This is a genomic window from Actinomadura gamaensis, assembly GCF_042652125.1.
GTDB classification, from domain to species: Bacteria; Actinomycetota; Actinomycetes; order Streptosporangiales; family Streptosporangiaceae; genus Spirillospora; species Spirillospora gamaensis.
Genome location: NZ_JBHSIT010000011.1, coordinates 42068 through 67666, shown reverse-complemented (window position 1 = coordinate 67666; position 25599 = coordinate 42068). Strand labels below are relative to the sequence as shown.

The window sequence follows — 25599 nt, the reverse complement described above, 5'->3', positions numbered from 1 at the left end:
GGTGGCAGGAAGATGACAGGGACCCCGCCGCGGCGGGCCTTCGGCGTTTGTCGCCCGACCTGAACTGCCGCCATTCGCTTTCCGTGATCCGGGCATCGCGAACCGCTACGGAAAGGGAATATTGACGATCTTGTGACGGCCGGGGGACCATGCGGCGCAGTGCCCGGCGAGGCCCGGCGCGCGAACCCTATGACCGAGTCGAAGGGGACCCTGGCATGGATGTCCGTCCGCACCTGGCACTGATCGCCACCGGCATGCAGGCGTGGCGCGAGTACCTCGTCGAGTCGATCGCGCGGGAGTACCGGATCCACCTGTTCGCCAAGTCCGAGCCGTCCTGGGAGCTGGGCTACGTGGACGGCGCGACCGTGGTGAACACGCTGGAACCCGACCTCGCGATCGCCGCCGCCCGCGCGGTGCACGACACCGACCCGTTCGACGGCGTCCTGTGCTGGGACGAGGCGCGGATCTGGCCGACCGCCTGCGTCGCCGAGGCCCTCGGGCTGCCCGGAGTGTCCCCCGAGGTGGTCGAGCGCTGCCGCGACAAGCACCTGTCCCGCACGGCGCTCGCCGCCGCCGGCGTCCCGCAGCCGGAGTCGGTCGCGGTCGCGTCGCTGGAGGAGGCCGTGCGCGAGGCCGACCGGATCGGCTACCCGGTCGTGGTGAAGCCCCGCGCGCTCGCCGCGAGCGTCGCGGTGATCGTCGTCGAGTCGCCCGAGCTGCTGCCGGACGCCTACGAGCGGGTGCGCGGCACCACGCTGCCGGAGGTCGAGGAGTACGAGTACGGCGTCCTGGTCGAGGAGTGCCTGCGCGGCGAGGAGATCAGCATCGACTCGGCGGTGTTCGACGGGAAGGTCGTCCCGCTGTACCTGGCGCACAAGCGGAAGGGCTACGAGCCGTTCTGCGAGGAGGTCGGGCACCTGCTGCTCGCCGACGACCCGCTGCTGCGGGACCCCGCGCTGATCAGGGTGCTGGAGGACACGCACGCCGCGCTCGGCTTCCACACCGGCATGACGCACACCGAGATCTTCCTGACCGACAGCGGCCCGCGGGTCGTGGAGCTGAACGGGCGGCTCGGCGGCGACTTCATCCCCTACCTGGGCGGACGCATCACCGGTGTGGACGCGGGCCTGGCCGCCGCCGCGGTCGCCGTCGGCCGGACGCCCTCGCTGGAGCCGACGCGGACCGGCGTCGCGGCGGTCGAGTTCTACTACCCCGAGGTCGCCACGGTCTTCGGCGCGCTCCGGGTGGACGAGTCGCTGCTGCACCCCGCCACCGACAAGATCGTCCCCATCGCGCAGCCCGGCGAGCTGGTCGAGCGCGCCGAGGACGGCTACATGTGGGCACGCTACGCCGCCGCCCTGGTGATCGGCGACAGCGAGGACGAGTGCCGCGCCGCCCTGGACGCCGCCGCCAAGGCGATCACGCTGGAGCCGGCCCCGCCCGGCACGGCGTCCGTCCCGGCGGGGCCGGCGATGTCGGGCGCACCGTCCGAGCCCACCCCGATGGCCACCTGGCGCCGCACCGCCGAGCCCGCCAAGCCCGCCAAGCCCGCCGAGCCCGCCGAGCCCGCCGAGCCCGCCGAGCCCGCCGAGCCCGCCGAGCCCGCCGAGCCCGCCGAGCCCGCCGGGAGCGCGGGGTGAGCTCCGGGGACGCGCGCTCGGCGGGCGTCTGGCAGACCTGGCGGGAGGCGCCCGTCCCGGTGCGGGCCGTCATCGTCGGCCTGCTCGTCAACCGGCTCGGCACGTTCGTGCAGGTCTTCCTCGTCCTGTACCTGACGCACCGGGGGTTCTCCGCCACCGAGGCCGGGATCGGCCTCGGCGTGTACGGCGCCGGGACGGTGCTCGGGCTGCTGGTCGGCGGCGGCCTGACCGACCGGATCGGCAGCCGCCGGACGATCGTCGTGTCGATGGCGGGATCGGCCGTGCTGACCCTCGCCGTCCTGTACGCGCCGCAGTTCTGGGCGATCCTCGTCGCGCTCGCGCTGCTCGGCGCGGTCGCCCAGGTGTACCGGCCGGCGTCGGCGAACCTGCTCGCCGAGATGGTCCCGGACGAGCGGCAGGTCATGGTCTTCGCGATGCTGCGGCTCGCGCAGAACGTCGGCGCGACCGTGGCCCCGCTGTTCGGCACGCTGCTGCTGGCCGCGTCCTACTCGCTGCTGTTCTGGGGCGAGGCGATCGCGGCGCTGGCCTACGCGGTGATCGCGTACCTGACGCTGCCCGGTGGACGCTCGTCCGCTGCCACGGCGGGGGACGAGGCGGCTGAGGAGCCGGCGCCGGGCGGCTACGTGGCCGTGCTCCGCGACGGCCGCTACCTGCTGTTCCTGCTCGCCTTCCTGCTGAACTCGCTGATCTACGTGCAGTACCTCGCGGTCCTGCCGCTCGCGGTCAGAGCCGCCGGGCACCCGACCGTGGTGTACGGCTCGCTCGTCGCGCTGAACGGCTTCATCGTCATCGCGTGCGAGCTGCCGCTCACCAAGAAGACCCAGAACTCGCCCGCGCGCGCCGTCGGCGTCGCCGGGCTCCTGCTGCTCGCCGGCGGCCTCGCCCTGTACTGGGTGCCGCTCGGCGTCGCCGCGCTCGTCCTGGCCACGGTCGTGTGGTCGCTGGGCGAGATCGTCGGCGGCCCCACCATGTTCGCCTACCCGGCCAAGGCCGCCCCGGACGGCCTGCGCGGCCGCTACCTCGGCTCCGCGCACGCCATGTTCGGCCTCGGCTCGGCGCTCGGACCCGTACTCGGCGTCGAACTGTGGCACGCGGCCGGACGTCCCGTCTGGCTCTGGTGCGGCGCGATCGGCCTCGCCGCCGCGCTCGCCGCCCGCACCGGCATGGTCGAAAAATCAACAATGCCCCGCCCGATCGAGCACGAACCTTCACTGGACCATTCAGAAATCGATACTCCCAGTGTTATCCGTACGGGCGGTGACGCCCCGGTCGCGGCAGAGGACAATGCATAGTGAAATGAGCGTCCGCAGCCATGGCGGACGGAAATTGTGTCTTATGGAGGGCATGGCAACCCCACCGCACGACGTGGCCGAGGCGCCCACCGGCGCCAAGGCCGGGACGTCCGGCTCCGGCGTCCCGAACGACTGCCGTGTCGAGATGTTCGCGGCCCGTCCGACCGGGCCTCCCGGCGGCGACTCCGCGCGCCGCGACCTGGCGCTGCTGGACCGCGGCGTCCGCGTCCGCCTCCTCTATCCGCACTCCGTCCGCACCGATCCCGCCTTCCTCGGCTACGCCCGCATGTTCAGCGAGGCCGGGGGAGAGATCCGCACCGTCGACCGGCTGCCCGCCCCGGTCGCCGTCCTCGACCGCTCCCACGCCCTGCTCACCGTCGGCCCGCCCGGCTCCGAGCCCGTCGAGATCACCGCCGCGCCCGTGGTGGACCAGCTCCTGTGGACCCTCGCCTACACCTGGGACCACGGCTGGCGCTGCCCCGGCGACGGCGAACCCGAGGAACTGCGCACCGCGATCCTGTTCATGCTCGCCAACGGCGACAAGGACGAGACGATCGCCCGCCGCCTCGGCATGTCCGTCCGCACCTGCCGCCGCCACGTCGCGTCGATCATGGCCGAGCTCAACGCCGCCAGCCGCTTCCAGGCCGGCCTCATGGCCGCCCGCGTAGGCCTCCTCGGCCCGCCACCCCACCCGTGACCCCCGGGGCCGCCGCCCCCGCCCGGCGGCCCCGCCCCGGACACGCGCTCTCGCAGTCCCGCTCCCGTAGTCCCGGACACGCGCTCCCGTGCTCGCCCCCCGCCCGCCGCCCGGTATCCGCGCGGCGGTTTTGTGATGTGGGATGGGCGATGCCCCCGCAGTCGTGCTGCGGGGGCATCGGCCTTTTGGTTCTAGAAGTGGGTGGAGATTGTGGCGCCGGTGAAGGAGGTGGTGGCGTAGAGGCTGATGTAGTTGTAGGTGCCAGGGCGGAGGTTGGTGACGGTCAGGGTTTCGGTGTTGCCGGGCTGGGTCGACTTGGCGGCGTAGGCGGTGGTGGTGGCCCACGCGGACGGGTTGAAGTAGAGGTCGGCGTTGCCGGTGCCGCCGGACGTGGTGATGGTCATGCTGGTGGTTCCGGCGGGGACGTAGACGTAGAAGTAGGCGTAGTTCCCGGACGTCGCGGAGATGTTCGCGCGCTGGCAGTCCTTGCCGAGGACGCGGGTGTCGGTGCCGTCGCAGGTCGGGTAGGTCGGGGTGGTGCCGCCGCCCGAGACGGAGTCGAGCCAGGTGGTGAATTCGCCGTCGTAGTTCAGCGACTTGGTGAAGGTGTAGGCGGCGCTGTAATCACCGGCGCGGTAGTAGCCGAGCAGTTTCGTGACGTCGGCCGGGTGCTTCTCGAACATGAACCGGACGGCCAGGTAGCCCCAGTGGTAGGTGCGGTTCACGTTGGTGTTGTCGTAGGTGGTGTCGAAGAGGGTGCTCAGCGAGTAGGTGTGCTTCGGTGCCTCGTTCAGCGCGTCGGTGTAGGTGAGGTTGCGGTAGGAGTAGGAGACGTATTCCGCGACGCCTTCCACCCACCAGATGTCGGGCTTTACCGTGGAGGCGGTGAAGTCGCCGTACTGGTCGTAGCGTCCGTCGAGGTAGTGCGTGTACTCGTGGTTGAGGTTCCAGATGCGGGCCGCGAAGCCGTTGTCGTCGGGACGCTGGTAGGCGATGAACCTCGGCTGGTTCGCCTTCGAGGACGGGTCGCCTTCGAGGTACATGCCGCCGTTATCGGTGTCGATTCCGAAGATGACGCCCGCGTAGGTCTGGTAGTCCTGCGGTGAGGCGAAGACGACCACTTCCATGTTGGAGTTGTAGTCGTTCGCTACCGGGGTCCCGTTGTCCTTCACGAGGTTGTGGAAGTAGGCGTTCTGGTTGAGCATGCTCGCGCAGGCCGCGTTCGCCTCGTCCGAGGTGACGGCCTGGGCGACGATGTGCAGGACGTTCGGGCTGCACGTGTAGTTCTTCGTCAGCACCGCCGACTTGACCCGGTCGGGTAGATCGCAGGTGCCGTAGTAGGAGCAGTCGGCCTGGTCGTAGCCGTTCGTCACGTCCGCGACGCGGACCCACAGCGGGGCGGTCGTTCCGGTGATGGAACTGCCGTCCAGCAGGTTCTTGATGAGCGGGCGCACCTTGCCCTGCAATGCCGCGTACTGGACGAACCGGGCGGTCTCCCCGCCGGCGTTGACGTCGAGGAACGCCGAGTCCGTGCCGAGCAGGCTCTTGTGGTCGCGGGCGAAGGCGTAGACCGCGTCCACGATGCTCGGGTCGGCCTGGACGGCCTCGGGGTAGCCGGTGACCCACTGCCCGCGGAACAGCACGGTGAAGACGTCGTTCACCGCGTTCCGCATGTACCAGTTCGCGTCATACGCGCTGTTGTAGGCGCTGAGCAGGCGCTTCACGACGTACAGGTAGCGGGCGTTCTCCGAGGCGCTGTCGATCAGGACGACCGCCTCGCCCAGGATCTCGCCGTTCGCGTCGCTGACCGTGGCCGTCGCGGAGTTGGCGTAGAAGGCGTCGAGCGCTCCCTCGGTGGCCGTTGCCAGCGTCTTGGTGTACTGGCCGACCGTGCCGGGGTTGTAGTACTGCACGTAGTAGCCGGCGCGGAGGAACAGGACGAGCTGCTCGGTGCTCGTCGCATTCGTCCCGTTGTAGGACGCGGCGTCGGCGCGCAGCGCGTTCGCGATCGTGACCATCTGCGCCTCGCGGAAGGCGCCGTACTGGTCCTGGCCGGTGATCGAGAACAGCGAGTTGACGCAGTCGACCGAGGCGCGCTTCACGGCGTTGACCAGCGCCGTCCCGGTGTTGCCGGTGAAGTCGGACACCGCGCAGGACGCCGCCGCGGCGGGCGCCTTGAGCAGCTTCTTCGGGGCCCTCGCGATGGACGGCGTAAGCGGAGCGCGGAGCTTGGCGCTCTTCTTCACGTTCACCCCGTCGGGCTGGACGAGGCGGGTGGGGCCGGAGATCTCGCGGTCCTTGGCGGTGGGCGGTTCGGTGGTGGACGGCTTGGCAGCGGACGGCTTGGCGGCGGGCTGGTGTGCGGCGGGCCGGTTGGCGACGGGCTGGTGTGCGGCGGGCTGCTTGGCGGCGGGCTGGTTCGCGGTGGGCTGCTTGGCGGGGGCGGTGTCGCGCGGGGCGGCGAGGGCGGGGGCGCCCGCGCCTCCGGCAGCGAGGGCGACGGTGACCAGGAGCGTGGTCGCCCATCGGCGTGGGGACATGGCCAGCTTCTCCTCTGAACGGGGGGAGTGGAGAGTGGACGAGACCGGCCGGTCTGCGGTGACGGCTGTAAAATGTCACATGCGACATGTCCTAACAAGGCCCAATTCACGGCCCGTTCACCGACATGCGCACCAGCACTCCCGGTGGTCGCCCCGCGCCGCACCGCGACCGCGCCGGGCGCCGTTCACCCGCGCGTCGCTGGAACGTTCAAAATCCGTCGCCGTCAATGGCGAAACTCGCTAAAAAGCGCGCGCTTTTTGACCGGGACTGCAATTCATTTGCGATGTATAAGAGAGGTGATCTCGCCCAGCCCTTTTCCCAGGAGTGCCCATGCGCGTCCCCCGCCTGCTCGCGTTCTCCGCCGCGTCCGCCGCCGTTCTCGCCGGAACCCTCGTCCCCGCCGGCGCCGCGTCCGCCGCGGGCCAGCGCTACGTCGCGCTCGGCGACTCCTACTCGGCCGGGGTCGGCGCCGGGTCCTACGACTCGTCCAGCGGGTCCTGCTCGCGCAGCACCAGGGCGTACCCGCAGCTCTGGGCCAACGCGAACGCCCCGGCGTCGTTCAGCTTCGTGGCCTGCTCCGGCGCCACGACCGACAGCGTGACCAGCGGCCAGCTCGGCGCGCTGAACTCCACGACCACCCTCGCCAGCATCACCGTCGGCGGGAACGACGCGGGATTCTCCAGCGTCATGCAGACCTGCGTGCTGAACTCCGACTCGGCCTGCCTGACGGCGGTCAATAACGCGAAGACCTACGCGCAGAACACCTTGCCCGGCAAACTCGACGCGCTTTACTCGGCGATGCGCGCCAAGGCCCCGTCCGCCCGATTCGTGGTGCTCGGATACCCGCACCTTTACTACATGAACGGCGGCATCTGCATCGGGCTGAGCACCACCAAGCGGACCGCCCTCAACTCCGCCGCCGACACGCTGGACAGCACGATCGCCAGCGCGGCGTCCCGCGCGTCCTTCACGTTCTCCGACGTCAGGCCCATCTTCAACACCCACGAGCTCTGCTCGGGCGACAACTGGCTCAACTCGGTCACGATCCCGATCGGCAACTCCTACCACCCGACCGCGCTCGGCCAGTCCAGCGGCTACCTGCCCGGCTTCAAGAACGGCGTCGGCGCCGCGGCCCGCGCTGCCAACGGCTGATCCCCGGCCTCGGGCCGTCACTCCCTCAGGCCGTCACTTCCTCGGGCCGTCACTTCCCCGGGTCGTCCGGGGGAGTGACGGCCTCTCCGCGTCCTGCTGACGAAAGTGGGGTGCCGGAGGTGCCGTTCGTCCGCTTCGCGGGGGCGGGGCCGCTTCCTAGCGTGGACCGCATGATCACGATGAACGGTCTGACCAAGCGGTTCGGCGAGCGGACGGCCGTGGACGGCCTGACGCTCGACATCGCGTCCGGACGCGTGACCGGCTTCCTCGGCCCGAACGGCGCGGGGAAGTCGACGACCATGCGGATGGTCCTCGGGCTCGACCGGCCGACCGCGGGCACGGCGCTGGTGAACGGCCGTCCCTACGCGGAGCTGCGGCATCCGCTCCGCGAGGTGGGCGCGCTGCTGGACGCCAAGGCCGTCCATCCGGGACGGTCCGTCCGGGCGCACCTGCTGGCGGCGGCGCGCAGCAACGGCATCCCCGGACGGCGCGTGGACGAGGTGCTGGAGCTCGTCGGCCTGGAGGCGGTCGCCCGCCGGCGCGCGGGGACGCTCTCGCTGGGCATGGGGCAGCGGCTCGGCATCGCCGGCGCGCTGCTCGGCGATCCGGCGGTGCTGATGTTCGACGAGCCGGTGAACGGCCTCGACCCGGACGGCGTGCTGTGGATGCGGCGGCTCATGCGGTCGCTCGCCGCCGAGGGACGGACCGTCTTCGTGTCCAGCCACCTGATGAGCGAGATGCAGCTGACGGCGGACCGGCTCGTGGTGATCGGGCGCGGGCGGCTCCTGGCGGACGCGCCGATCGGGGAGGTCGTCGCGTCCGGAACGCGGGTCCTGGTGCGCAGCCCGCGCTCGGGGGAGCTTGCCGCCCGCCTGACCGCCGCGGGCTTCGCGGTGACCGCCGGGCCGGACGGCGAGCTGACCGTGTCCGACGGAACGAGGGCGGGAGCCGGGGCGCCGGGGGTGTCCGCCGAGAGGATCGGGCTGCTCGCGCACGAGGCCGGGATACCGCTGTTCGAACTGAGCGTACGGAAACGCTCGCTGGAGGAGGCGTACATGGAACTGACCGGCGCGAGCGTGGAGTTCGGCGTGGCGGAGGCGCGGGCATGAGCGCCGTGACCGCGGACGCGCGGCGGGACGGGACCACGGCCGGAGCCGGCGCGAGCCTGCGGAACGCCTGCGCGGCGGAGTGGACGAAGCTCTGGTCGCTGCGCTCGACGTGGTGGGCGCTCGCCGTGTCGGTCGGCCTGACCGGGATCATGACGTTCACCCTCGGCCGGTCGGTCGTGGACAACAACACCAACACCCTGACATCGGACGACCAGGGCGTCGTGTCCGTCAGCGGCACGGCGCTCGGCGCGGTCGACCTGGTGCAGTTCGTCCCGATCGCCCTGGCGATCCTGGCGATGACGGGGGAGTACGCGTCCGGGACGATCCGCCCGACGCTCACCTGGGTGCCGCCGCGCGGACGCGTCCTGGCCGCCAAGGCGCTCGTCATCACGGCCGTGGTCGTCCCGCTGGGCCTGCTGCTCGGCGCGCTCGGCACGCTCGCCGCCGGCGTGGCGCTGGGCGACTGGGGCCGCTTCAACTGGGCGGACGCGTCGTCCGACGTCCTGTCCCTCACCGTGTACCTGGTGCTGATCTGCGTCTTCACGCTCGGCCTCGCGACCCTGCTGCGCAGCACGGCGGGCGCGCTGACCACGGCGTTCCTCGGCCTGCTCGCGGCGCCGATGCTGCTCACCGGCCCGGTGGTGACGCGCCCGCTGGCGCAGTCGCTGCCCAGCAGCGCCGGACGGACGTTCATGGGCATCGCCGAGGACGCCCCGTACCCGGGCTCGGTCGGGCTGCTCGTCCTGGTCGCGTGGACGGCGGCGGCCCTGCTCGCCGCCCGGTACATCCTGACCCGCCGCGACGCCTGACCCGCGTCCGCCTGACGCGCCGCGACGCCTGACCGACCGCGAACGCCTGACCCGCGTCCGCCTGACGCGCGTTGGCCGACCCGGCGATCCGCTGCTACGGCGGGTCGCCGGGTTCGTGCACCATCCCCGCCTCGTAGGCGATGATCGCGGCCTGGACGCGGTTCCGGACGTCCAGCCGGGCGAGCACGGCGCTCACGTAGGCCTTCACGGTCCCCTCGACGACGTGCAGCCGGGCGGCGATCTCCGCGTTGGACATTCCGGCTCCGACCAGCGCGAGCACCTCGGTCTCGCGCGGTGACAGCACCGCGATGCGCCGCCGGGCCGCCGCGCGCCGGGTCAGCCGTCCGCCGCCGAACTCGCTGATCAGCCGCTGCGCGACCCGCGGCGACAGGTACGCCGCGCCGTCCGCCACGGCCCGGACGCCCGCGATCAGCTCGTGCGGGTCCCCGGATTTCAGCAGGAACCCGGCGGCGCCGTCCGCCAGCGCCCGCTCGATGTACTCGTCCTCGCCGAACGTGGTCAGCATGACGACGGCGACGGCCGGGACGGCGCGCCTCAGCTCGGCCGCCGCGGACAGTCCGTCCAGCCGGGGCATCCGGATGTCCAGGAGCGCGACGTCGGGCCGGTGGGCGAGGGCCAGCTCCACCGCGGCCCGCCCGTCCGCGGCCTCGGCGACCACCTCGACGCCCGGATCGGCGGACAGGATCGCCCGCACCCCCGCCCGGATCATCGCCTCGTCGTCGGCGAGCAGCACTCTGATCATCCCGCCGTCCTCGCGTCCTTGGCCGCCAGCCGTTCGTTCAGGAAGCACAGCCGGTAAACCTCCCCGAGGCCCAGCGGGTTCCCGTCCGACCGGAAATAGCGGCAGCGGGCTCCGGCGGGAGCGGGCGGGAACGAGCGCACCCGGTCGGCGTCGGCGCCGATCAGGTCCATCCGGGGCAGGACGCGTTCGACCTCGCGCTGCGGCTGCCCGACGTCCAGCGCGGCGTAGTCGGCCGGTTCCAGCACCGAGTTGAGGCTCGCGTAGGCGTAGTAGCCGGCCATCACCGCCGACAGCGCCGCGAGCAGCCCGGCCGGGACCGCGACCGTGATCAGCAGCCCGCGCCGGACCTGCTGCCTGCGCCGCGCCAGCTCGTCCGGCGGCTCCTCGCGCGGACGCGCCAGGACGGCCTTCACCTCGAACCCGCCGTCCGGCGTCTCCCCGGAGCGCAGCTCGTGCACCCGCTCGGCGAGCCCCGCGAGCCCGCGCCCGCCTCCGCTGAGCAGCGGCTTCTCGCTCGGCGGGCCGTTGGTCACGGACACCGACGACGCGTCCACGCGCACCAGCACCTTCGCCCCCGGCGCGTGCTTGGCCGCGTTGGTCAGCCCTTCCCGGACGACCCGGTACGCCGCCCGCTCATCGACCGGAACCCCGTCCTCGACCAGCCGGACGTCCATCCCGGACGCGGCCGCACGCTGCACCAGTTCGGCGAGCGACCCGTCCGGCTCGTTGCGCAGCAGACCGATGATGCGGTGCAGCCGGTCGGTCGCGTCCGCCGCTCCGGCGCGCAGTTCGGCGACCTCCTTGCGGTGCCGTTCCGGCAGGTCGGCCGCGACCTGGAGCGCCCCGGCCCGGACGGCGATCAGCGCCAGCTCGTGCCCGAGCGAGTCGTGCATGTCCTGCGCGATCCGGGCGCGCTCGCGCAGCCGCTCCCGCTCGGCGACGATCCGCTGCTCGCGTTCGAGCTGCTCGACCCGGTCCCAGCCCGCGCGGACGAGCTCCCCGTACTGCTTGCGGTACCGTCCCGCCAGCCAGGGCAGCACCCCGAGCAGGACGAGCCAGATCGTCAGCGGGAACCAGCGGGTCACGTCGATCCCGCGCAGGAGGTTCAGCGCCGTCCCGCCCACGCAGACCGCCGCGAACAGCCAGACCACGGACCGGACCTGATCGCCGCGCCGTCCGGTCAGGTAGGCCATCACCGGCACCGCGAACGCGAAGTTCCCCTGGACGACGGTGAGCGCCAGCATCAGCAGCAGCGCGAGCCGGGGACGCATCCGTCCGAACACCGCGGCCCCGATGATCCCGACCCCGGCGAGCGCCACCCACCAGCGCCAGTCCGTCCCCTTGAAGGGGACCAGGCCGCCGACGACCACCGGCACGGCCAGAACCACCCAGATCAGTACATCTCTGACAGTCCGCAACACGCGGCCACGCTACAAGCCGTCCCCGCCGCCCCATCACTGCCGAAAGTAAGCGACCGCCCGCCGGCCGGAGCGCTAGCGGCTGAGGTAGGTCAGGACCGCGAGGACGCGCCGGTGGCCGCTGTCGTCCGGCGACAGGCCGAGCTTGGCGAAGATGTTGCCGATGTGCTTGTGGACGGCGTTCTCGGTGATGACGAGCCGCTGGGCGATCTCGGCGTTGTCCTTGCCCTCGGCCATCAGGGCCAGCACCTGGCGTTCGCGCGGCGTGAGGGCGGCGATCGGGTCGCGCGCGCGGCCGGTGAGGAGCTGCGCGATCACGTCCGGGTCCATCACGGTGCCGCCCTCGGCCACCCGGCGCAGCGCGTCGACGAACTCGCTCACCCGGCTCACCCGGTCCTTGAGGAGGTAGCCGACGCCGCCGCGCCGGTCGGAGATCAGCTCGCCCGCGTACTGCCGCTCGACGTACTGGGAGAGCACGAGCACCGGCAGGCCCGGCCGCCGGCGGCGGACCTGGAGCGCGGCGTGGATGCCCTCGTCGCGGAAGGTCGGCGGCAGCCGGACGTCCACGATCGTGAGGTCCGGACGGTGCTCCTCGACCGCGGCGACGAAGCCCGGCGCGTCCGCGGCGATGGCGGCGACCTCGAACCCCCGGGCGGACAGCAGCAGCTCCAGCCCGCTGGACAGCAGCACGTTGTCCTCGGCGATCACGACCCGCACGGCAGGCTCACGGTGATCGTGGTCGGGCCGCCGGCCGGGCTGTGCAGGCGGACGGCGCCGTCGAGCGCGAGCACGCGGTGCCGGATGCCGGCGATGCCGGTGCCGAGCGTCTCGTCCGCGCCGCCGACGCCGTCGTCGGTGACCTCGGCCGTCAGCCGGTCGCCCGAGCGACCGACCCGGACGGTGATCCGGGTCGCGCCGCTGTGCTTGGCGGCGTTGGTGAGCGCCTCGGCCACGGTGAAGTACGCCACGGCCTCGACCGCGGCGGGGACCGCGCCGAGGTCGTCCACGTCGAGGGCCGTGTCGATCGGCGACTGCGCGCCGAGCGCGGTCAGCGCTCCGGCCAGGCCGCGGTCGGCGAGGATCGGCGGGTAGATCGTCCGGATCACCTCCCGGAGTTCGGTCATGGCCTCCTCCGTCGTCTCGTGGGCCTCGCGCAGCAGTCTGGCGACCGTCCCCGGGTCCTCGCTCAGCGACTCGCGGGCCGCGCCCAGCCGCATCGCGATCGCGACGAGCCGGGCCTGGGTGCCGTCGTGCAGGTCGCGTTCGATCCGGCGCAGTTCCGCGCCGTGCGCGTTCATGGCCCCGGCGCGCGTCTCGGTGAGCGTCTCCACCCGCCGCGCGAGCCGCTCGGCGGTCGAGGGCGACAGCAGCGCGACGCAGATCCGCGCGTGCAGCCGCGCCAGCGGCGGGACGATCCAGCAGGTCAAGCCCGCGAGAACGACGAACTGCGCGACTCCGAGCGTCAGCACCGTGCCCCACCCCGACAGCGGGACGCCGAGGGCGAAGCCGCCCGCGCGGGTGCCCGGCGGCAGCGCCCGCCACAGAGGCAGCGTGACGGCCGTGGCCAGCGCGTTTCCCGCGACCATGACCGTGACGATCCCGAACGCCAGGCTCGTCACGATGTAGGTGACGAGCCACCCGAGGACGCGCCGCGCGCCGACGCCGACAGGACCGGAACGCGGCGCGCGCAGCAGCCGGTTCGCGCTGCGGCGACGCCCGGACGCCAGCGCGCGAGCCGTCGCCGGAGGGACGACGACGGGCAGCCCGACCAGGGCGATCGTCCCGGTGAACAGGCTGGTCAGCAGGTAGGCCAGGCCGCGCCCTGTCGCGGTGAGCCGTCCGGCGAGTCGGTGCTTCATCCGCCCAAGTGTGGGCGATGGCGTCCGCGTCCGGCACTACAGCCCACTACCCCTTTTTCCTGGTAGCGGACCGTATCGTTCGGTTCGCCCCGCCCGACCTAGCGTCGGCGCCCATGACGAGATCGCTTCTCCACCCGTCGCGGCGGCGCGCCGTGACCGTCCGGCTGAACCTGGCCGTCGCCGCCCTCATGGCCGGAACGCTCGCGACCGGCTGCGCGTCCGGGACGAGCGCCGCGCAGCAGGCGGGCGACCGGACCCCGCTCCAGCAGGAGCGGCAGCTCAAGCGCGACGCCGACGCGATCACCGCGCTCGGCGTCTCCGGAGTGCAGGCCCGCGTAGTGGACGCCGGCGGCCGGAACGTGACCGCCACCAGCGGCGTCGCCGACCTGAAGACCCGCACTCCGGTCCCCGCGGACGGCTACTTCCGGATCGCCAGCGTCACCAAGGCGTTCGTCGCCACGGTCGTCCTGCAACTCGCCGGCGAGGGCAGGCTGTCGCTGGACGACCCGGTCGACCGCCGCCTGCCCGGTGTGGTATCCGGCAACGGCAACGACGGCGGCAAGATCACCATCCGGCACCTGCTCCAGCACACCAGCGGCGTCCACGACGTCTACCCGCCCGACTACGCCTCGGCGGCGGACTTCGCCAAGCGCCGGTACGACCTGGTCGAGCCCGAGCAGATCGTCGCCGGGGCGATGGGCCACAGCCCGGACTTCGCGCGGCCGGGCAAGGGCTGGGTCTACTCCAACACCGGGTACGTGCTGCTCGGCATGATCATCCAGCGCGTCACCGGGCACCCCTGGCACGCGGAGGTGCGGGACCGGATCGTCCGGCCGCTCGGCCTCGCCCACACCTTCTGGCCCGGCACGTCGCCGGAGCTGCCGCGGCCGTTCGCCAGGAGCTACCAGCGGTTCCGGCCCGGCGAGCCGCTCACGGACGTCACCGAGCAGGTCAGCATGGGCCTCAACGGAGAGGCCGGGCTCGTCTCCACCACCGCCGACCTCAACGCGTTCTTCCGCGCGCTGCTCGGCGGACGGCTCCTGCGTCCGGCGCAGCTCGCGCAGATGAAGCGGACCGTCCGCGTCGGCGAGCGGTTCCAGCCGCTGATGCCGGGCGCCCGCGACGGGCTGGGCCTGTTCTCGCGCCCGCTGTCGTGCGGCGGCAGGTACTGGGGGCACGAGGGCGGCGACTCCGGGTGGATCACCGCGGTCGGTGTCAGCGCCGACGGACGCCGGAGCGTCGCGGTGTCGCTCACCGGCACGATCGCCGAATCGGACGAGCACGTCCTGAAGGTTTCGGCCGCCGAAAGCAGGCTGGTCGAGGACGCCCTGTGCGCCCCTCCGAACGGTGCGCCCGCGCGGAACTGACGGGACGGCGGCGTCCGCCGGGTCCGGCGATCGGCCCCCGAGTCCAGGGCCAACGTCCCTGCCCGGCGGGATCCGCCGCCGGGAGGATGGTGGGAGCCACGGGCCGCGGGCCGGCGACCCCGGCGAAGGCTCGTGGCGACGTTCGGCGGATGCGCCCACGCGGGCCCATGGGGCTCACTAGACTGCCAACCGCATCACACGGGACACAACGCTCAGGCCACGGCGAACCGGCGCACCGTCCGGGACCGCCGTGGCACGACCGCCCCGGCCCCTGGCAGCACGTGTTCCGGCACATCCAGTACGGCCCGCGCCCTCGCGGCGGCGGGCTCGTCGGTGTTTGCGCCGGAAGGGGCCGCCATGCAGCAGGTGCATCTCAGAGTGAGCCGCCAGCCCACCGGACGGCTGGTCAGCGTGGCCGGGGTCCTCGACCTGGCCACCGCCCCCGCCCTCGAACGCTGCCTCCAGGCGCTCCTGGACGGCCCGGGCGGCCAGATCACCGTGGACCTGTCCGCGGTGCGGTTCATCGACGGCCGCGGCCTGACCGTGCTGCTGTTCGCCCAGCGGCAGGCCCGCGCGCAGAAGCGGCTCCTCCTCCTGGCCACCCCCGCTCCCCGGGTCCGGCGGCTGCTGCAGATCACCCGGACCGAGGCGCGCTTCGCCGTCTACCCGCCCGTCCTCACGACGGATTCGTGAAGCGGCGCCCGGACGGCCGGGACTGGGACGCGCTGGGCAGCCGCACCGTGACGAGGAGGCCCCCGGCGGGACGCGCGGCCAGTTCGAGCGTCCCGTCATGGGCCCGGACGATGCTGTGCACGATGGCCAGCCCGAGCCCGACCCCCGCGTGCTCGTCGGTGCGGATCCGCTCCGTCCCGCGCTGGAAGGGCTCGGTGAGGGTCGGCAGCAGATCGGGCGGGACGTAGGGGCCCGTGTTCTCCACGCGCAGCAGGCTCCCGTCCGGATGCGCCTCGGTGTGGACCGTCACCGTGCCGTCCGCCGGCAGGTTGTGCACGATGGCGTTCTGGACGAGGTTCGTCACCATCCGCAGCAGCAGCGGCGCCGAGCCGGGCGTCCGGGTCGGCTCGCCGGTGACGTCGAGCGTGATCCCGCGCCGTTCGGCCAGCGGGAGCAGGGTCTCGGTCGCCTCCTCGGCGATGAGGGAGAGATCGACGGGTTCGCGGGTGAAGCTCCGGCGCTCGCTGCGGCTGAGCAGCAGGAGCGCTTCGGTGAGGTCGATCGCCCGCGTGTTGACGGTGTGGAGGCGTTCGAGCAGCTCGCCCTGGTCCCGCGTGGGATCGCTGCGCGCCACGTCGAGCAGGGCCTGCGAGATCGCCAGCGGCGTGCGCAGCTCGTGGGAGGCGTTCGCCGCGAATCTCTGCTGCTCGGTGACGTGCGCTTCGAGCTGGTGGAGCATGGCGTCGAACACGTCGGCGAGCTCGCGGAACTCGTCGCCGGGGCCCTCCATGCGGATCCGGTGGGACAGCGACCCGTTCGCCGCCATCCGCGCCGCGTCCGTGATCCGCGTGAGGGGCGCGAGCATCCGCCCGGCGAGGATCCACCCGCCGAGGACGCCGAACACGAGCAGGAAGAGCAGCGCCATCGCCGCGCGCGGGACGAAGGCGCGCTGGAGCACGGTGCGGTTCGGAATGAAACCGCCCGGCGTGTATGGCACGTGGTACGGGACGTACCGCAGCAGGAACACCCACACGACGGCGAGCAGGAGCACACCGGCGAGGAGGAGAAAGCCCGCGTAGCTGATGGTGAGTTTCAGCCGGACGCTCAGCCCCGGACGCCTATCCACGCGCGTCCCCGGCCCTGCCGATATCCGCGCCGTTATTCACGCCGCTTTCCGCCGCGTTTCCCGCACTGGCTTCCGTGCCGGTTTCCGTTCCCGTTCCTGCGGCGGTGTCGATGCGGTAGCCCACGCCTACCACGGTCGCGATGATCCATGGCTCGCCGAGCCGCTTGCGCAGGGCGGAGACGGTGATGCGGACGGCGTTGGTGAAGGGATCGGCGTTCTCGTCCCAGGCCCGTTCCAGGAGCTCTTCGGCGCTCACGACTCCGCCCTCGGCGGCGACGAGGACTTCGAGGACGGCGAACTGCTTGCGGGTGAGCGCGACGTAGCGTCCGTCGCGGAAGACCTCCCGGCGGAAGGGGTCCACGCGCAGCCCCGCGATCTCCCGGACCGGCGGGCGGGCGTGCCCGCGCCTGCGGTCCAGCGCGCGGAGCCGCAGCACGAGTTCGCGCAGCTCGAACGGCTTGGTGAGGTAGTCGTCCGCGCCGAGCTCGAACCCGGACGCCTTGTCGTCGATCCGGTCGGCGGCGGTGAGCATGAGGATCGGCAGGCCGCTGCCGGACGCGACGATCCGCCGGGCGATCTCGTCGCCGGACGGTCCGGGGATGTCGCGGTCGAGCACCGCGAGATCGTAGGAGTTGACGCTGAGCAGCTCCAGGGCGGCGTCGCCGTCACCGGCGATGTCGGCGGCGATCGCCTCCAGCCGCAGGCCGTCCCGGACGGCTTCGGCCAGGTAGGGCTCGTCCTCCACGATCAGTACGCGCATGCCCCCAGGCTAAGCAACGCGGCATATCGCCGGCATATGTGAATCCCGCGGAATACGAGCTTGCCGAAGCCATTTCGAATAGCCGGGGAACGGCGCGTGCGCCGTTGCGGGCCGGCCACGCCGATGGCGCGACCGGCTCCGTGAACCGGCGGCGGCGGAACCGCCGGGGGCGCTCCCCGTCCGCCGAGGGGCGACGCTCCCCGGCCGCCGAGTGGCGACGCTCCCCGTCCGCCGAGGGGCGCTACCCGGCCGGATTCGGGCCGCCGAGGGCGGGGACGGCGGCGGCGTCCACCAGGCGCTCGACGAGCTGCTCGTAGGAGACGCCGGCCGCGGCGAACATGCGCGGCACCTGCGACTCGGCCGTCATCCCCGGCATCGTGTTGACCTCGTTGAGGACGGGCCCCTCGGCGGTGAGGAAGAAGTCGACGCGGGCCACCCCGGCGCAGCCGAGCGCGTCGAACATCCGCAGCGCCGCCTCGGTGACGGCCGCCAGGTCGGCGTCGCCGAGATCGGCGGGCACGCTGAACCGGGCCGACCCGTCGTACTTGGTCCGGGTGTCGAACAGGCCGTCGGAGTGGATCTCCAGCGGCGGCGCCGCCCACCGGCGGCCGTCCGCCTCCAGCAGGACGGCCACGTCGACCTCCCGGCCCCGGACGACCTCCTCGATCAGGATCCGGTCGTCGAAGCCCGCCGCGACGCGCAGCGCCTCGCGCAGCTCGGCCGCGTCCCGCGCCAGGGCGACGCCGAAGCTCGACCCCTCGGAGACGGGCTTCACCACCGCCTCGGTCTCGAACTCGACGGTGTCGATCTCGTCCGCCGCGACCAGCCGGCCGCGCGCGGTGCGGATGCCGACGGCCTCCGCCACGAGCTTGGTCGCCCACTTGTCCATGCCGACGGCCCCGGCGCGCAGGCCCGAGCCGACGACCGGGGTGTGCGCGAGCGCGCACAGCGCCGCGAGCCGCCCGTCCTCGCCGGACGGCCCGTGCACGGCCGGGAAGACGGCGTCGGCGCGTTCGATGACGGCCAGCGCCCCCGCCAGGGACGAGGCCGCCGACGAGCCGAGCGCCTCCACGCCGTGCCGCCAGGTCCCGTCGCGGCCGATCGTCAGCTCGTCCACGTCGAAGCCGGTGGAGAGCAGCGCCTTCGCGACCGCTGTGGCCGTGGCCAGGGAGACTTCGTGCTCGGCGCTCTCTCCGCCGCCGATCACCACGATCCGCCGTGTCATGCGATGCTCCTTCTCACGCGCGGCCCGATGCCGCTGACGATGGTGTGGGGGATGGTCCCGGCCCAGCGCGCCCAGTCGTGGATGGACGGCGTGGCGCCGCCCTCCGGCCCGAACACGGTCGCGACCGTGCCCGCCGGGAAGGACGCCGAGCCGGTGTCGATCACGATCTGGTCCATCGAGATCCGCCCGGCGACCGGGAAGCGGCGTCCGCCGATCTCGACGCCCGCCTGGGGCGAGCACTCCCGCGGGATCCCGTCGGCGTACCCGACGGGCAGGACGCTCAGGTGGGTGGCGCGGTCGGTGACGTAGGTGCCGCCGTAACCGACCGGCGTCCCGGCCGGGGCGGCGGCCGTGTGGACGACCGGCGCGGTCAGGCGGGACGCGCCGTGCATCTCCACGGTTCCGGACGGGTCGATCCCGACCAGCCCGGCCCCGACGCGAACCATGTCGAAGTGGGTCGCCGGGTCGGTCAGCGCCCCCGCGGTGGCGCCCAGGTGGGCGGGCGGCGTGCCGAGACCCGCCGCCCGGACCGTCCGGACGGCGTCGCGCATCGCGGCGACCGCGGACGCGTTCGCCTCCGGGTCGGCCTGGTCGGCCAGCGGCAGGTGGCCCATGACGCCCGCGACGTGGACCTTGCCGTCCCGCCGGCCGAGCAGCGCGAGGTCCACCAGCTCGTCCCACTGCCCGCGGGGGCAGCCGCCGCGGGCCATGCCGGTGTCCATGTTCAGATGGATCCGCACGGCCGTCCCCGCCCGCGCGACGAGCGCGGCGAGCTCGTCCACCGAGCTGACCGCGACGTCGATCCCGGCCGCGGACGCCTCATCGGCGTCGATCCCGGCGGGGTGCAGCCAGGTGAGGATCGGCACGGTCAGGCCCGCCGCGCGCAGCGCCAGGGCCTCGGCGATGCTCGTCGTCCCGAGCCACTCGGCGCCGGCGGCGACGGCGGCCCGGGCGACCGGGACGGCCCCGTGGCCGTAACCGTCCGCCTTGACCACGGCCATGATCGTGCTCCGCGTCCGCGCCCGGACCCGCGCCACGTTCGCGGCCACCGCCGCCGGCAGCGTCTGCAGGGTCGGCGGCCGGAAGGTGTCCGACCGGCGCTCCGCCTCGACCGCGACCCGGTTCATGGCTGCCTCCTGGGGCCCTCGGTACGCAATTCGTCATTTCAGGACTCATCGGCATAGATCTGACAGCGTGCGGGCGCGTCATGCCAACTCGGCGCGCCCGGATGGGGCAACCGGACCGGCTCGACGGCCCGGTATTCGAAGTGCCACCACTCGTTGTCGTAGACGCGGTACAGCCCGTACCGGCCGCCGTTGCGCTCCAGCCACCGGGCGCCCTCGGTCGGCCGGACGTCCAGGGCGATCCCCCGCACATGACCGGATCTCTCCGGCGGCAGCACCCGGTGCAGCGCCGCGGCCACCGAGCCGGTGCGCCGCACCTCCTCGGCGAAGATCCGCTGCTGCTCCGCCGCGTCGCGGTACCCCGAGGTGAGGCCGATCAGCTGCCCGTCGCGCCAGAACGCCTCGGCGCGCGCGTGGGTGAACGCCGCCAGCGTCTCCGGCGTCAGCCCGCGCAGGTCCTCGGCGGGAAAGCGCAGGCCGAGCGCCCACTGGCAGGCCAGGAAGGCGGCCCGCCGCGGCGCGCGGCAGAAGGCGACCGGCACGAGCAGCAGGGCGATGAGCCGGGTCGCGGCCGCGAGGACCTCCGCGCTGATCGCCAGGGAGGGACGGGACGATTCACGGTGGTTCATGCCTCCACTGAAGACGCGAGACCGTTGCGGAGGCGTACGCGTTTTCTGATACACCAGCGATACACGCGCTTCCCCAGGATGTGTCGAGAAGCGCGGATCGGCTCCGTCCATGGGACGAAGGGGCGCGGAAGGCCGCGGCCCACGAGATCAGGGAGCACCAATGGCGATCCAGCGCATGGACAACGTGGCCATCGTCGTCGAGGACCTGGACGCGGCCGTCGCGTTCTTCGCCGAACTCGGCATGGAGCAGGAGGGCAGGGCGCAGATCGAGGGCGACTGGGCGGGCCGCCTCATCGGGTTCGAGGGCCTCCGGAGCGAGATCGTCATGATGCGCGTCCCGGACGGGCCCGGCCGGCTGGAGCTGACCAGGTACCACACCCCGGCCGCGACCGCCCCCGAGCCGAAGGTCCTGCCGCCCAACACGCTGGGCCTGCACCGCGTCATGTTCGCCGTCGAGGACATCGAGGACGTCGTCGAGCGCCTGCGCGCCCACGGCGGCGAGCTCGTCGGCGAGATCGGCCGGTTCGAGGACAGCTACCTGCTCTGCTACGTCCGCGGGCCGGAGGGCGTGCTGGTCGGGCTGGCCGAGCAGCTCTCCTGAGCACCGTCCCGGACGGCGCGGGCGGCCCTACGCCCGCCCGCGCCGTCCGGGAGCCCGCGGCCGGACGCGCGGATGGCCGTCCGGGAGCCCGCGGCCGGACGCGCGTGGCCGTCCGGGAGCCCGCACGGCCGGACGCGCGTGGCCGTCCGGGAGCCCGCGGCCGAACGCGCGGATGGCCGTCCGGGAGCCCGCGGCCGGACGCGCGTGGCCGTCCGGCAGCGCTTACGGTCGGGTGCTCGTGCCGCCGCCGTGCGGGGATTTCGCATCGCGGGCATCGGAGTTAGCATCTGGTCACTGTCGGGGCCGTGCGACGCGATGAGGAGCGACGCGTGGAACTGGGCCCGCACCACCTCCGGGTGATCGAAGCGATCGCCTCGGCGGGAAGCATCAACAAGGCGGCGGCACGCCTCGGCCTCACCCAGCCCGCGGTGAGCACCATGCTGCGCCGGATGGAGACCCACCTCGGCGTCCGGCTGTTCGAGCGGTCGCCGGAGGGCGTGCGGCCGACCCCGGTCGGGGCGGAGGTCGTGGCGCGGGCGCGCGCCGCGCTGTCGTGCATCGACGACCTGAACGCCTCGCTCGGCGCGCGGCCGGGCGCCGACCCGGAGGTGCTGCGCGTCGGGATCCAGGCGTGCCCGGCGCTGACGCTGCTCGGCGACGACCTGGAGACGCTGGCGCCGTCGCTGCACCTGCGCGTCGATCCGGGCGCGGGCCGGATTCCGCCGCTGCTCGCGTCCGGCGGGCTCGACCTCGGCCTGTTCCAGGAGCCCCTCGGCCGGACGGACCCGCCGCCGCCCGACGTGGAGCGGTTCGTCCTGGTGGAGAAGGAGCCCCTGTTCGTCGGGCTGTCCTCGGCCAGCCCGCTCGCGAGCCGCGACACCCTCGACCTCGCCGAGCTGGACGACCTCGACTGGATCGACGACCCGCTCGACGACGGGCCGTGGCCCGCCTACTTCCGGGCCGCCTGCGCGGCGGCGGGGTTCCAGCCGCGGGTGCGCTACTGGTCCACCGACTGGCAGATCGCGGCGTCGCTGATCCGGTCCGGACGCGCGATCGGGGTGTACCAGCCGACGGCCGGGCCGCGCGAGGGCATCGTGTTCCGCCGGCTGACCGGCGACCCGCTGGGGCAGCGGCTCGTCCTGATGTGGCGTCCGGAGGCGGGCGCGGCGGCGCGGCGGCTGCTGGACACGCTCGGCGAGGCGTACCTGCGCCTCGTCCGCGCGCACTCCCTGTACGCCGAGTGGTGGGACGCGCACCCCGAAGCGCACCCCGCCCTGCCCTTCGCGGCGTCCGAGGGGCGGGCATCGGCGGTCGCCGGGGAGGCGCGGCCGGAGGGCGAGCGGTTCCCCGGACGTGGCGCGCCGTCCGGGGAACCGCCCGCCGACCCGGGCGGAGCGGCGGGTCAGATCCCGCTCAGGCGGTCGTGGAACGCCGCGACCGCCGCCGCAGAGCCAGGGCGGATCCGGCCGCCATGACCAGCCCGCCGCCGCCCAGGACCGTGACCGCGAGCGCGGAGCCGTGGCCGTGCCGCGCCGCGGGCACTCCGGTCGACGGCTGGAAGCCGCCGAGCTTGCCCTCGCGCGCGTAGGCCGAGCCGGGCAGCTTGTCGCCGTACCGCGCGTGCACCAGCCGCTGGTACGCCCCGAGCGACACGCCCTTGCCGACCGACGTCACGGCCTCCTTGTCGAGCCCGGTCACGGTGCCCCTGTCGAGCCGGTACCACGCGTGGATCTGCGGCTCGGTGAAGACCGTCCCCGCGGCGCCCCGGGCCGGGTAGGCGGTCTCCTCGGTCCCGGAGGTGATGCTGAGGACGCGCCAGCCGTGCGTCCCCTTCGTCAGCCACACGCTCGCCTGCTGACCCGTCGCCGACCGCGCCGGGACGGCCAGGTAGGCGAAGGTGGCGACCGGCGCGCCCGCCGTGCCGCGCACGAACGCGGGGTTCAGCGTGTACACCGCCTGCGCGCCCCCGGTGATCTGCGGGGCCTTGGCCTTGGCAGCCGCCGCGTCGGCGGACTTGGTGATGAGCTTGCCCGCGTTGCGCTGGTCGAGGTGGACGAAGAACGACGCGAGCCGGTCGTGCGTCGCCTGCCCGTCCGCCACCTTCTGCGCGGCGGCGAGGTCGGCGGGCGTCGGAGCACCGCCCTGCCCGCCCTGCGCGGCGAGCGCCGGGCCCGCCCCGAGCACGAGGGACGCGCCGGCGCCGATGGCCGCCGCGGCGGCCACGAGTCCGGTCCGCGCGGCCGTCGCCGTGGTGACGGATCCGGCGCGGCCGGCCGTCGAGCTGAGTCGCCTGGTCATCGCGGCGAACCTCCTCCGGACTCGCCGGACAGTGCCTCGGCCCAGCTGAACTCGTAGTTCTGGACGTAGTCCTGGTAGGCCATCTCGCTGTAGCGCGGGCTCGACGGCCACGGGTCGCCGTACGCGATCGTCCCGCTGGACGCGTCGTATCCGTAGATGACCTGCGAGTGGCCGCCGCCGCTGCTCCAGTAGATGCCGGTCTGGATCGGCCGCTGCGCGTCGATCTCGCCGGCGACCTCCTGGAAGCTCAGCGCGCCGGTGACCTGTCCGGGCGACATGCCGAGCTGCTGGAACGCCACCTGGTCGTCCTGCAGCTCGCCGGGCTGGTTCGGGCAGTACGAGCCCCGCGGGTAGCCGTGCGCCAGGGCGCAGAAGTCGTTCTGGCTGATGTTGCCCTTGCCGAAGAACTTGGCGATGGTGAGGCCGCTGGCGACCCAGCACCACTCGTCCTGCTGCTGCACCTGCTGGTTGATGTTGAGGTCGCCCGCCGAGGCGGCTCCTGGCATCACCGCGACGGTGGCGGCCACGCCCAGCAGCCCGCAGGCGAGCCGCCGCCAGGCGGACGCCCTGCCGGACCGGGTACGTGTTCTCATCCGGTTCCTGCCTGTTCTCCCGGCGTTCGGGGTGCCGCCCGCGCGGGGGGAGTCCGCGTCCCCGCCGGCGCCGGGGGAAACCGGGCGGGAACTCACGCACGCGGGCGGTGGTTCACTCCAACAGTCACAGGCCAGACATTTCGGCGGTAATGCCAACAGGCCATAAGACGGCGCGATACCCCGCCCCGCGTAATTCCCAGCCCACCCCGAAGGCGCGGCCGGACCGGCGCGCCATCCCCGCGACCGGAGATCCGGCTGCGCCCTAACCCCTCGGAACGGCGGAACAAAACCCCGGATCGGCGTCGCGGGCCGTCCGGCGGTGTACCTCGCTGGTCAGGCGATGGACGGGGCGGGGGGTGGGGACGCGGCCAGCGGTGAGGAGGCCGCCGCCGCGTTCCAGCGGGCCGCGACGCGGGCGACGGCCGCCGGGGCGAACAGGGCGGCGGGCGGGGCGGTCATGCCGAACACCTGGAAGATCGTCCGGCAGGTGGCGGGATCGACGCCGCCCGCCGCCACGACGTGGTCCATGTACCGGTGCAGGAGCTTGACCATCGTCCCCGGCGGACGTCCCTCGGTCCAGGGGAAGCGCAGGTCCTCGCCGGTGGCGAGGCCCCACGCGTTGGCCGACTGCGCGGCGGCCACCCGTTGCAGCCGCCCGGACTCGCGGTGGATGCGGGCCGGGCTCATGCCCTCGATCATGTCGGCGACGGCCTTGGCGGACATGGCCGCGACCGTCATGCCCTGGCCGTAGACGGGATTGAACCGGCACAGGGCGTCGCCCAGGACCAGGAACCCGCGCGGACGGCGGTCCAGCGACTCGTAGTGCCGCCACTCGTTGGCGGTGTTGCGGAACGCCTGCGCGTCCGACAGGGGCGCGGCCCTGCGGATCGCCTCGTACAGGACGGGACTGCGCAGGCTGCGCGCGTAGTCGAGGAACTGGTCGTCCTTGGTCGGCGGGACGTGGTCGCCGCAGCCCAGCAGGGTCACCATCCACCGGTCGCCTTCGACGGGGACCACCACGCCGCCGCGGGGCGTGCCCGGGCTCGTCTGGATGTAGATGGCCTTCCAGTCCCGTGCCGGGGAGTCGGGCATCTCGTAGTAGCGGCTGGAGTAGCCGAAACCGGCGTCGTAGCGTTCCACCGAGGGCGCGGGATACCCGAGCTCGGCCAGCCACCTGGCCGCGTTGGACCGGCGTCCGCTCGCGTCGGCGACCAGGCCCGCGGTGAGGATCTGGGCCTCGGTGGAACCCGCGATGCGCACGCGCACGCCCCGGACGCCGTCCCCGCGGGGAGTGGCCACCAGTCCCGTGACCTCGCTCTCGGGCAGGAACTCGATGCGCTCGTCCAGGTTCGCCATGCGCCGCAGGATCCAGTCGAGCAGGACGCGGCTGCACGTCAGGTCGGCCGCGCCCGAAACCCGCGGGAACCAGCCCGCCGGACTCAGCCACAGGAAGTCCCGCGGGACGACGAGCTGGTGCGCGCCATGGACGGCGAGCTCCCGCGTCAGCCCCGGAAGGAGCTGCTCGGCGCAGTCGACCCCCTGCTTCCAGAACGCGTGGATCTGGGGGGACTGCGGGAGACCGGGCCGGAACGCGGGCTCGCGCTCCGGCAACGCGTCGCGGTCGATGACGGTGACGCGCGCGAAGCGGCGAGCCAGCGCCCGAGCGGTGAGCACCCCGGCGACGCCCGCGCCGATGACGATCGCGTGGTCGTCCACGTCTCCCATGAGCGGCTCCCCTTCCGGCGGCGACGCTGGCGACCCCACCGGTCACGGTGAGTAGTTCCCTCAGCCAGGATGAGCGCCGCCCGCGGGCGGGGTCAACGGAGCTCGGGTGACCCTCCTGTCACCTGATCACCGGCGGGGGCGGAGGCGCGGCGGAGCCGGAACGGAGGCGATGCAGGGC

22 protein-coding genes and 1 pseudogene are annotated in these 25599 nt (G+C 73.2%); 10 read left to right on the top strand and 13 right to left on the bottom strand.

Going from position 1 to position 25599, the window contains the following annotated elements:
- Positions 1-215: 215 nt before the first annotated feature.
- From ACFPCY_RS32400 to ACFPCY_RS32390, 3 genes are read left to right on the top strand one after another with little or no spacing between them, the layout of a single operon-like run.
- Entirely contained in the window at positions 216-1640 is a 1425-nt protein-coding gene (locus ACFPCY_RS32400; protein ID WP_378261587.1) for an ATP-grasp domain-containing protein, read from the top strand.
- Positions 1637-2953: an MFS transporter gene (locus ACFPCY_RS32395; protein WP_378261585.1), complete on the top strand. Its 1317-nt coding sequence runs from the start codon at positions 1637-1639 to the stop codon at positions 2951-2953. Before ACFPCY_RS32400 ends, ACFPCY_RS32395 begins: the two co-directional genes overlap by 4 nt.
- 52 nt (positions 2954-3005) lie before the next feature.
- Positions 3006-3650: a helix-turn-helix transcriptional regulator gene (locus ACFPCY_RS32390; RefSeq protein ID WP_378261583.1), complete on the top strand. Its 645-nt coding sequence runs from the start codon at positions 3006-3008 to the stop codon at positions 3648-3650.
- A gap of 191 nt (positions 3651-3841) precedes the next feature.
- Here ACFPCY_RS32390 and ACFPCY_RS32385 read toward each other — a convergent pair whose 3' ends face one another.
- Positions 3842-6190, bottom strand: a complete 2349-nt coding sequence (locus tag ACFPCY_RS32385; RefSeq protein ID WP_378261581.1) for a collagenase — start codon at positions 6188-6190, stop codon at positions 3842-3844.
- Between the two features lie 331 nt (positions 6191-6521).
- Between ACFPCY_RS32385 and ACFPCY_RS32380 the strand changes: the two genes are divergently transcribed.
- From ACFPCY_RS32380 to ACFPCY_RS32370, 3 genes are all read left to right on the top strand, one after another.
- Positions 6522-7343 carry an SGNH/GDSL hydrolase family protein gene (locus ACFPCY_RS32380; RefSeq protein WP_378261579.1) on the top strand — a complete coding sequence of 274 codons (822 nt, stop codon included), beginning with the start codon at positions 6522-6524 and terminating at the stop codon, positions 7341-7343.
- A gap of 170 nt (positions 7344-7513) precedes the next feature.
- Complete coding sequence (locus ACFPCY_RS32375) at positions 7514-8452, top strand: ATP-binding cassette domain-containing protein (protein ID WP_378261577.1); 939 nt, start codon at positions 7514-7516, stop codon at positions 8450-8452.
- The gene (locus ACFPCY_RS32370; protein ID WP_378261575.1) at positions 8449-9261 is read left to right on the top strand and encodes an ABC transporter permease subunit; all 813 of its coding nucleotides are present in this window, start codon (positions 8449-8451) and stop codon (positions 9259-9261) included. Before ACFPCY_RS32375 ends, ACFPCY_RS32370 begins: the two co-directional genes overlap by 4 nt.
- 94 nt (positions 9262-9355) lie before the next feature.
- On the opposite strand, the gene ACFPCY_RS32365 is transcribed toward ACFPCY_RS32370, so the two are convergent.
- From ACFPCY_RS32365 to ACFPCY_RS32350, 4 genes are all read right to left on the bottom strand, one after another.
- Complete coding sequence (locus tag ACFPCY_RS32365) at positions 9356-10024, bottom strand: response regulator transcription factor (RefSeq protein ID WP_378261573.1); 669 nt, start codon at positions 10022-10024, stop codon at positions 9356-9358.
- Positions 10021-11445 (bottom strand): sensor histidine kinase, encoded by a 1425-nt coding sequence (locus tag ACFPCY_RS32360; RefSeq protein ID WP_378261571.1) that lies wholly within the window; start codon positions 11443-11445, stop codon positions 10021-10023. Before ACFPCY_RS32360 ends, ACFPCY_RS32365 begins: the two co-directional genes overlap by 4 nt.
- Positions 11446-11517: 72 nt before the next feature.
- Positions 11518-12159 carry a LuxR C-terminal-related transcriptional regulator gene (locus ACFPCY_RS32355; protein ID WP_378261569.1) on the bottom strand — a complete coding sequence of 214 codons (642 nt, stop codon included), beginning with the start codon at positions 12157-12159 and terminating at the stop codon, positions 11518-11520.
- The gene (locus tag ACFPCY_RS32350; RefSeq protein WP_378261567.1) at positions 12147-13301 is read right to left on the bottom strand and encodes a sensor histidine kinase; all 1155 of its coding nucleotides are present in this window, start codon (positions 13299-13301) and stop codon (positions 12147-12149) included. The genes ACFPCY_RS32355 and ACFPCY_RS32350 overlap by 13 nt, the downstream gene beginning before the upstream one ends.
- A 113-nt stretch (positions 13302-13414) precedes the next feature.
- Between ACFPCY_RS32350 and ACFPCY_RS32345 the strand changes: the two genes are divergently transcribed.
- Both ACFPCY_RS32345 and ACFPCY_RS32340 read left to right on the top strand, forming a co-directional pair.
- Complete coding sequence (locus ACFPCY_RS32345) at positions 13415-14668, top strand: serine hydrolase domain-containing protein (RefSeq protein ID WP_378261565.1); 1254 nt, start codon at positions 13415-13417, stop codon at positions 14666-14668.
- 357 nt (positions 14669-15025) lie between these two features.
- Complete coding sequence (locus ACFPCY_RS32340) at positions 15026-15361, top strand: STAS domain-containing protein (protein WP_378261563.1); 336 nt, start codon at positions 15026-15028, stop codon at positions 15359-15361.
- Here ACFPCY_RS32340 and ACFPCY_RS32335 read toward each other — a convergent pair.
- The 5 genes and pseudogenes from ACFPCY_RS32335 to ACFPCY_RS32315 form a co-directional block, all read right to left on the bottom strand.
- Positions 15345-16466 (bottom strand): sensor histidine kinase, encoded by a 1122-nt coding sequence (locus tag ACFPCY_RS32335; protein WP_378261561.1) that lies wholly within the window; start codon positions 16464-16466, stop codon positions 15345-15347. The two genes, ACFPCY_RS32340 and ACFPCY_RS32335, sit on opposite strands and share 17 nt — an antisense overlap.
- Before the next feature lie 100 nt (positions 16467-16566).
- A pseudogene (locus tag ACFPCY_RS32330) lies at positions 16567-17226 on the bottom strand (response regulator transcription factor); the annotation flags it as partial.
- A 241-nt stretch (positions 17227-17467) separates the two neighbouring features.
- On the bottom strand, positions 17468-18451 hold the full coding sequence (locus ACFPCY_RS32325) for a D-alanine--D-alanine ligase family protein (RefSeq protein WP_378261558.1): 984 nt from the start codon (positions 18449-18451) through the stop codon (positions 17468-17470).
- Complete coding sequence (gene alr / locus ACFPCY_RS32320) at positions 18448-19578, bottom strand: alanine racemase (protein ID WP_378261556.1); 1131 nt, start codon at positions 19576-19578, stop codon at positions 18448-18450. Before alr ends, ACFPCY_RS32325 begins: the two co-directional genes overlap by 4 nt.
- A 38-nt stretch (positions 19579-19616) precedes the next feature.
- Entirely contained in the window at positions 19617-20204 is a 588-nt protein-coding gene (locus ACFPCY_RS32315) for a M15 family metallopeptidase (RefSeq protein ID WP_378261554.1), read from the bottom strand.
- Between the two features lie 160 nt (positions 20205-20364).
- Between ACFPCY_RS32315 and ACFPCY_RS32310 the strand changes: the two genes are divergently transcribed.
- Together ACFPCY_RS32310 and ACFPCY_RS32305 are read left to right on the top strand one after the other, a co-directional pair.
- Entirely contained in the window at positions 20365-20805 is a 441-nt protein-coding gene (locus ACFPCY_RS32310) for a VOC family protein (RefSeq protein ID WP_378261552.1), read from the top strand.
- A gap of 329 nt (positions 20806-21134) precedes the next feature.
- Complete coding sequence (locus tag ACFPCY_RS32305) at positions 21135-22280, top strand: LysR family transcriptional regulator (protein WP_378261550.1); 1146 nt, start codon at positions 21135-21137, stop codon at positions 22278-22280.
- On the opposite strand, the gene ACFPCY_RS32300 is transcribed toward ACFPCY_RS32305, so the two are convergent.
- The 3 genes from ACFPCY_RS32300 to ACFPCY_RS32290 form a co-directional block, all read right to left on the bottom strand.
- The gene (locus tag ACFPCY_RS32300; RefSeq protein ID WP_378261547.1) at positions 22219-23103 is read right to left on the bottom strand and encodes a hypothetical protein; all 885 of its coding nucleotides are present in this window, start codon (positions 23101-23103) and stop codon (positions 22219-22221) included. The genes ACFPCY_RS32305 and ACFPCY_RS32300 overlap by 62 nt on opposite strands.
- Entirely contained in the window at positions 23100-23696 is a 597-nt protein-coding gene (locus ACFPCY_RS32295; protein WP_378261545.1) for a papain-like cysteine protease family protein, read from the bottom strand. The genes ACFPCY_RS32300 and ACFPCY_RS32295 overlap by 4 nt, the downstream gene beginning before the upstream one ends.
- A 333-nt stretch (positions 23697-24029) precedes the next feature.
- Positions 24030-25421, bottom strand: coding sequence for an NAD(P)/FAD-dependent oxidoreductase (locus ACFPCY_RS32290; RefSeq protein ID WP_378261543.1), 1392 nt, complete (start codon positions 25419-25421; stop codon positions 24030-24032).
- Between the last annotated feature and the right edge of the window lie 178 nt (positions 25422-25599).

Excerpts from the sequence above, each read along its gene's own strand:
- ACFPCY_RS32345 (WP_378261565.1), top strand. The coding sequence starts at position 13,415 with ATGACGAGATCGCTTCTCCACCCGTCGCGGCGGCGCGCCGTGACCGTC.
- ACFPCY_RS32300 (WP_378261547.1), bottom strand. The coding sequence starts at position 23,103 with ATGACCAGGCGACTCAGCTCGACGGCCGGCCGCGCCGGATCCGTCACC.
- ACFPCY_RS32290 (WP_378261543.1), bottom strand. The coding sequence starts at position 25,421 with ATGGGAGACGTGGACGACCACGCGATCGTCATCGGCGCGGGCGTCGCC.
- ACFPCY_RS32375 (WP_378261577.1), top strand. The coding sequence starts at position 7,514 with ATGATCACGATGAACGGTCTGACCAAGCGGTTCGGCGAGCGGACGGCC.
- ACFPCY_RS32350 (WP_378261567.1), bottom strand. The coding sequence starts at position 13,301 with ATGAAGCACCGACTCGCCGGACGGCTCACCGCGACAGGGCGCGGCCTG.
- ACFPCY_RS32385 (WP_378261581.1), bottom strand. The coding sequence starts at position 6,190 with ATGTCCCCACGCCGATGGGCGACCACGCTCCTGGTCACCGTCGCCCTC.
- ACFPCY_RS32295 (WP_378261545.1), bottom strand. The coding sequence starts at position 23,696 with ATGAGAACACGTACCCGGTCCGGCAGGGCGTCCGCCTGGCGGCGGCTC.
- ACFPCY_RS32370 (WP_378261575.1), top strand. The coding sequence starts at position 8,449 with ATGAGCGCCGTGACCGCGGACGCGCGGCGGGACGGGACCACGGCCGGA.
- ACFPCY_RS32310 (WP_378261552.1), top strand. The coding sequence starts at position 20,365 with ATGGCGATCCAGCGCATGGACAACGTGGCCATCGTCGTCGAGGACCTG.
- ACFPCY_RS32400 (WP_378261587.1), top strand. The coding sequence starts at position 216 with ATGGATGTCCGTCCGCACCTGGCACTGATCGCCACCGGCATGCAGGCG.
- ACFPCY_RS32365 (WP_378261573.1), bottom strand. The coding sequence starts at position 10,024 with ATGATCAGAGTGCTGCTCGCCGACGACGAGGCGATGATCCGGGCGGGG.
- ACFPCY_RS32380 (WP_378261579.1), top strand. The coding sequence starts at position 6,522 with ATGCGCGTCCCCCGCCTGCTCGCGTTCTCCGCCGCGTCCGCCGCCGTT.
- alr (WP_378261556.1), bottom strand. The coding sequence starts at position 19,578 with ATGAACCGGGTCGCGGTCGAGGCGGAGCGCCGGTCGGACACCTTCCGG.
- ACFPCY_RS32325 (WP_378261558.1), bottom strand. The coding sequence starts at position 18,451 with ATGACACGGCGGATCGTGGTGATCGGCGGCGGAGAGAGCGCCGAGCAC.
- ACFPCY_RS32315 (WP_378261554.1), bottom strand. The coding sequence starts at position 20,204 with ATGAACCACCGTGAATCGTCCCGTCCCTCCCTGGCGATCAGCGCGGAG.
- ACFPCY_RS32340 (WP_378261563.1), top strand. The coding sequence starts at position 15,026 with ATGCAGCAGGTGCATCTCAGAGTGAGCCGCCAGCCCACCGGACGGCTG.
- ACFPCY_RS32390 (WP_378261583.1), top strand. The coding sequence starts at position 3,006 with ATGGCAACCCCACCGCACGACGTGGCCGAGGCGCCCACCGGCGCCAAG.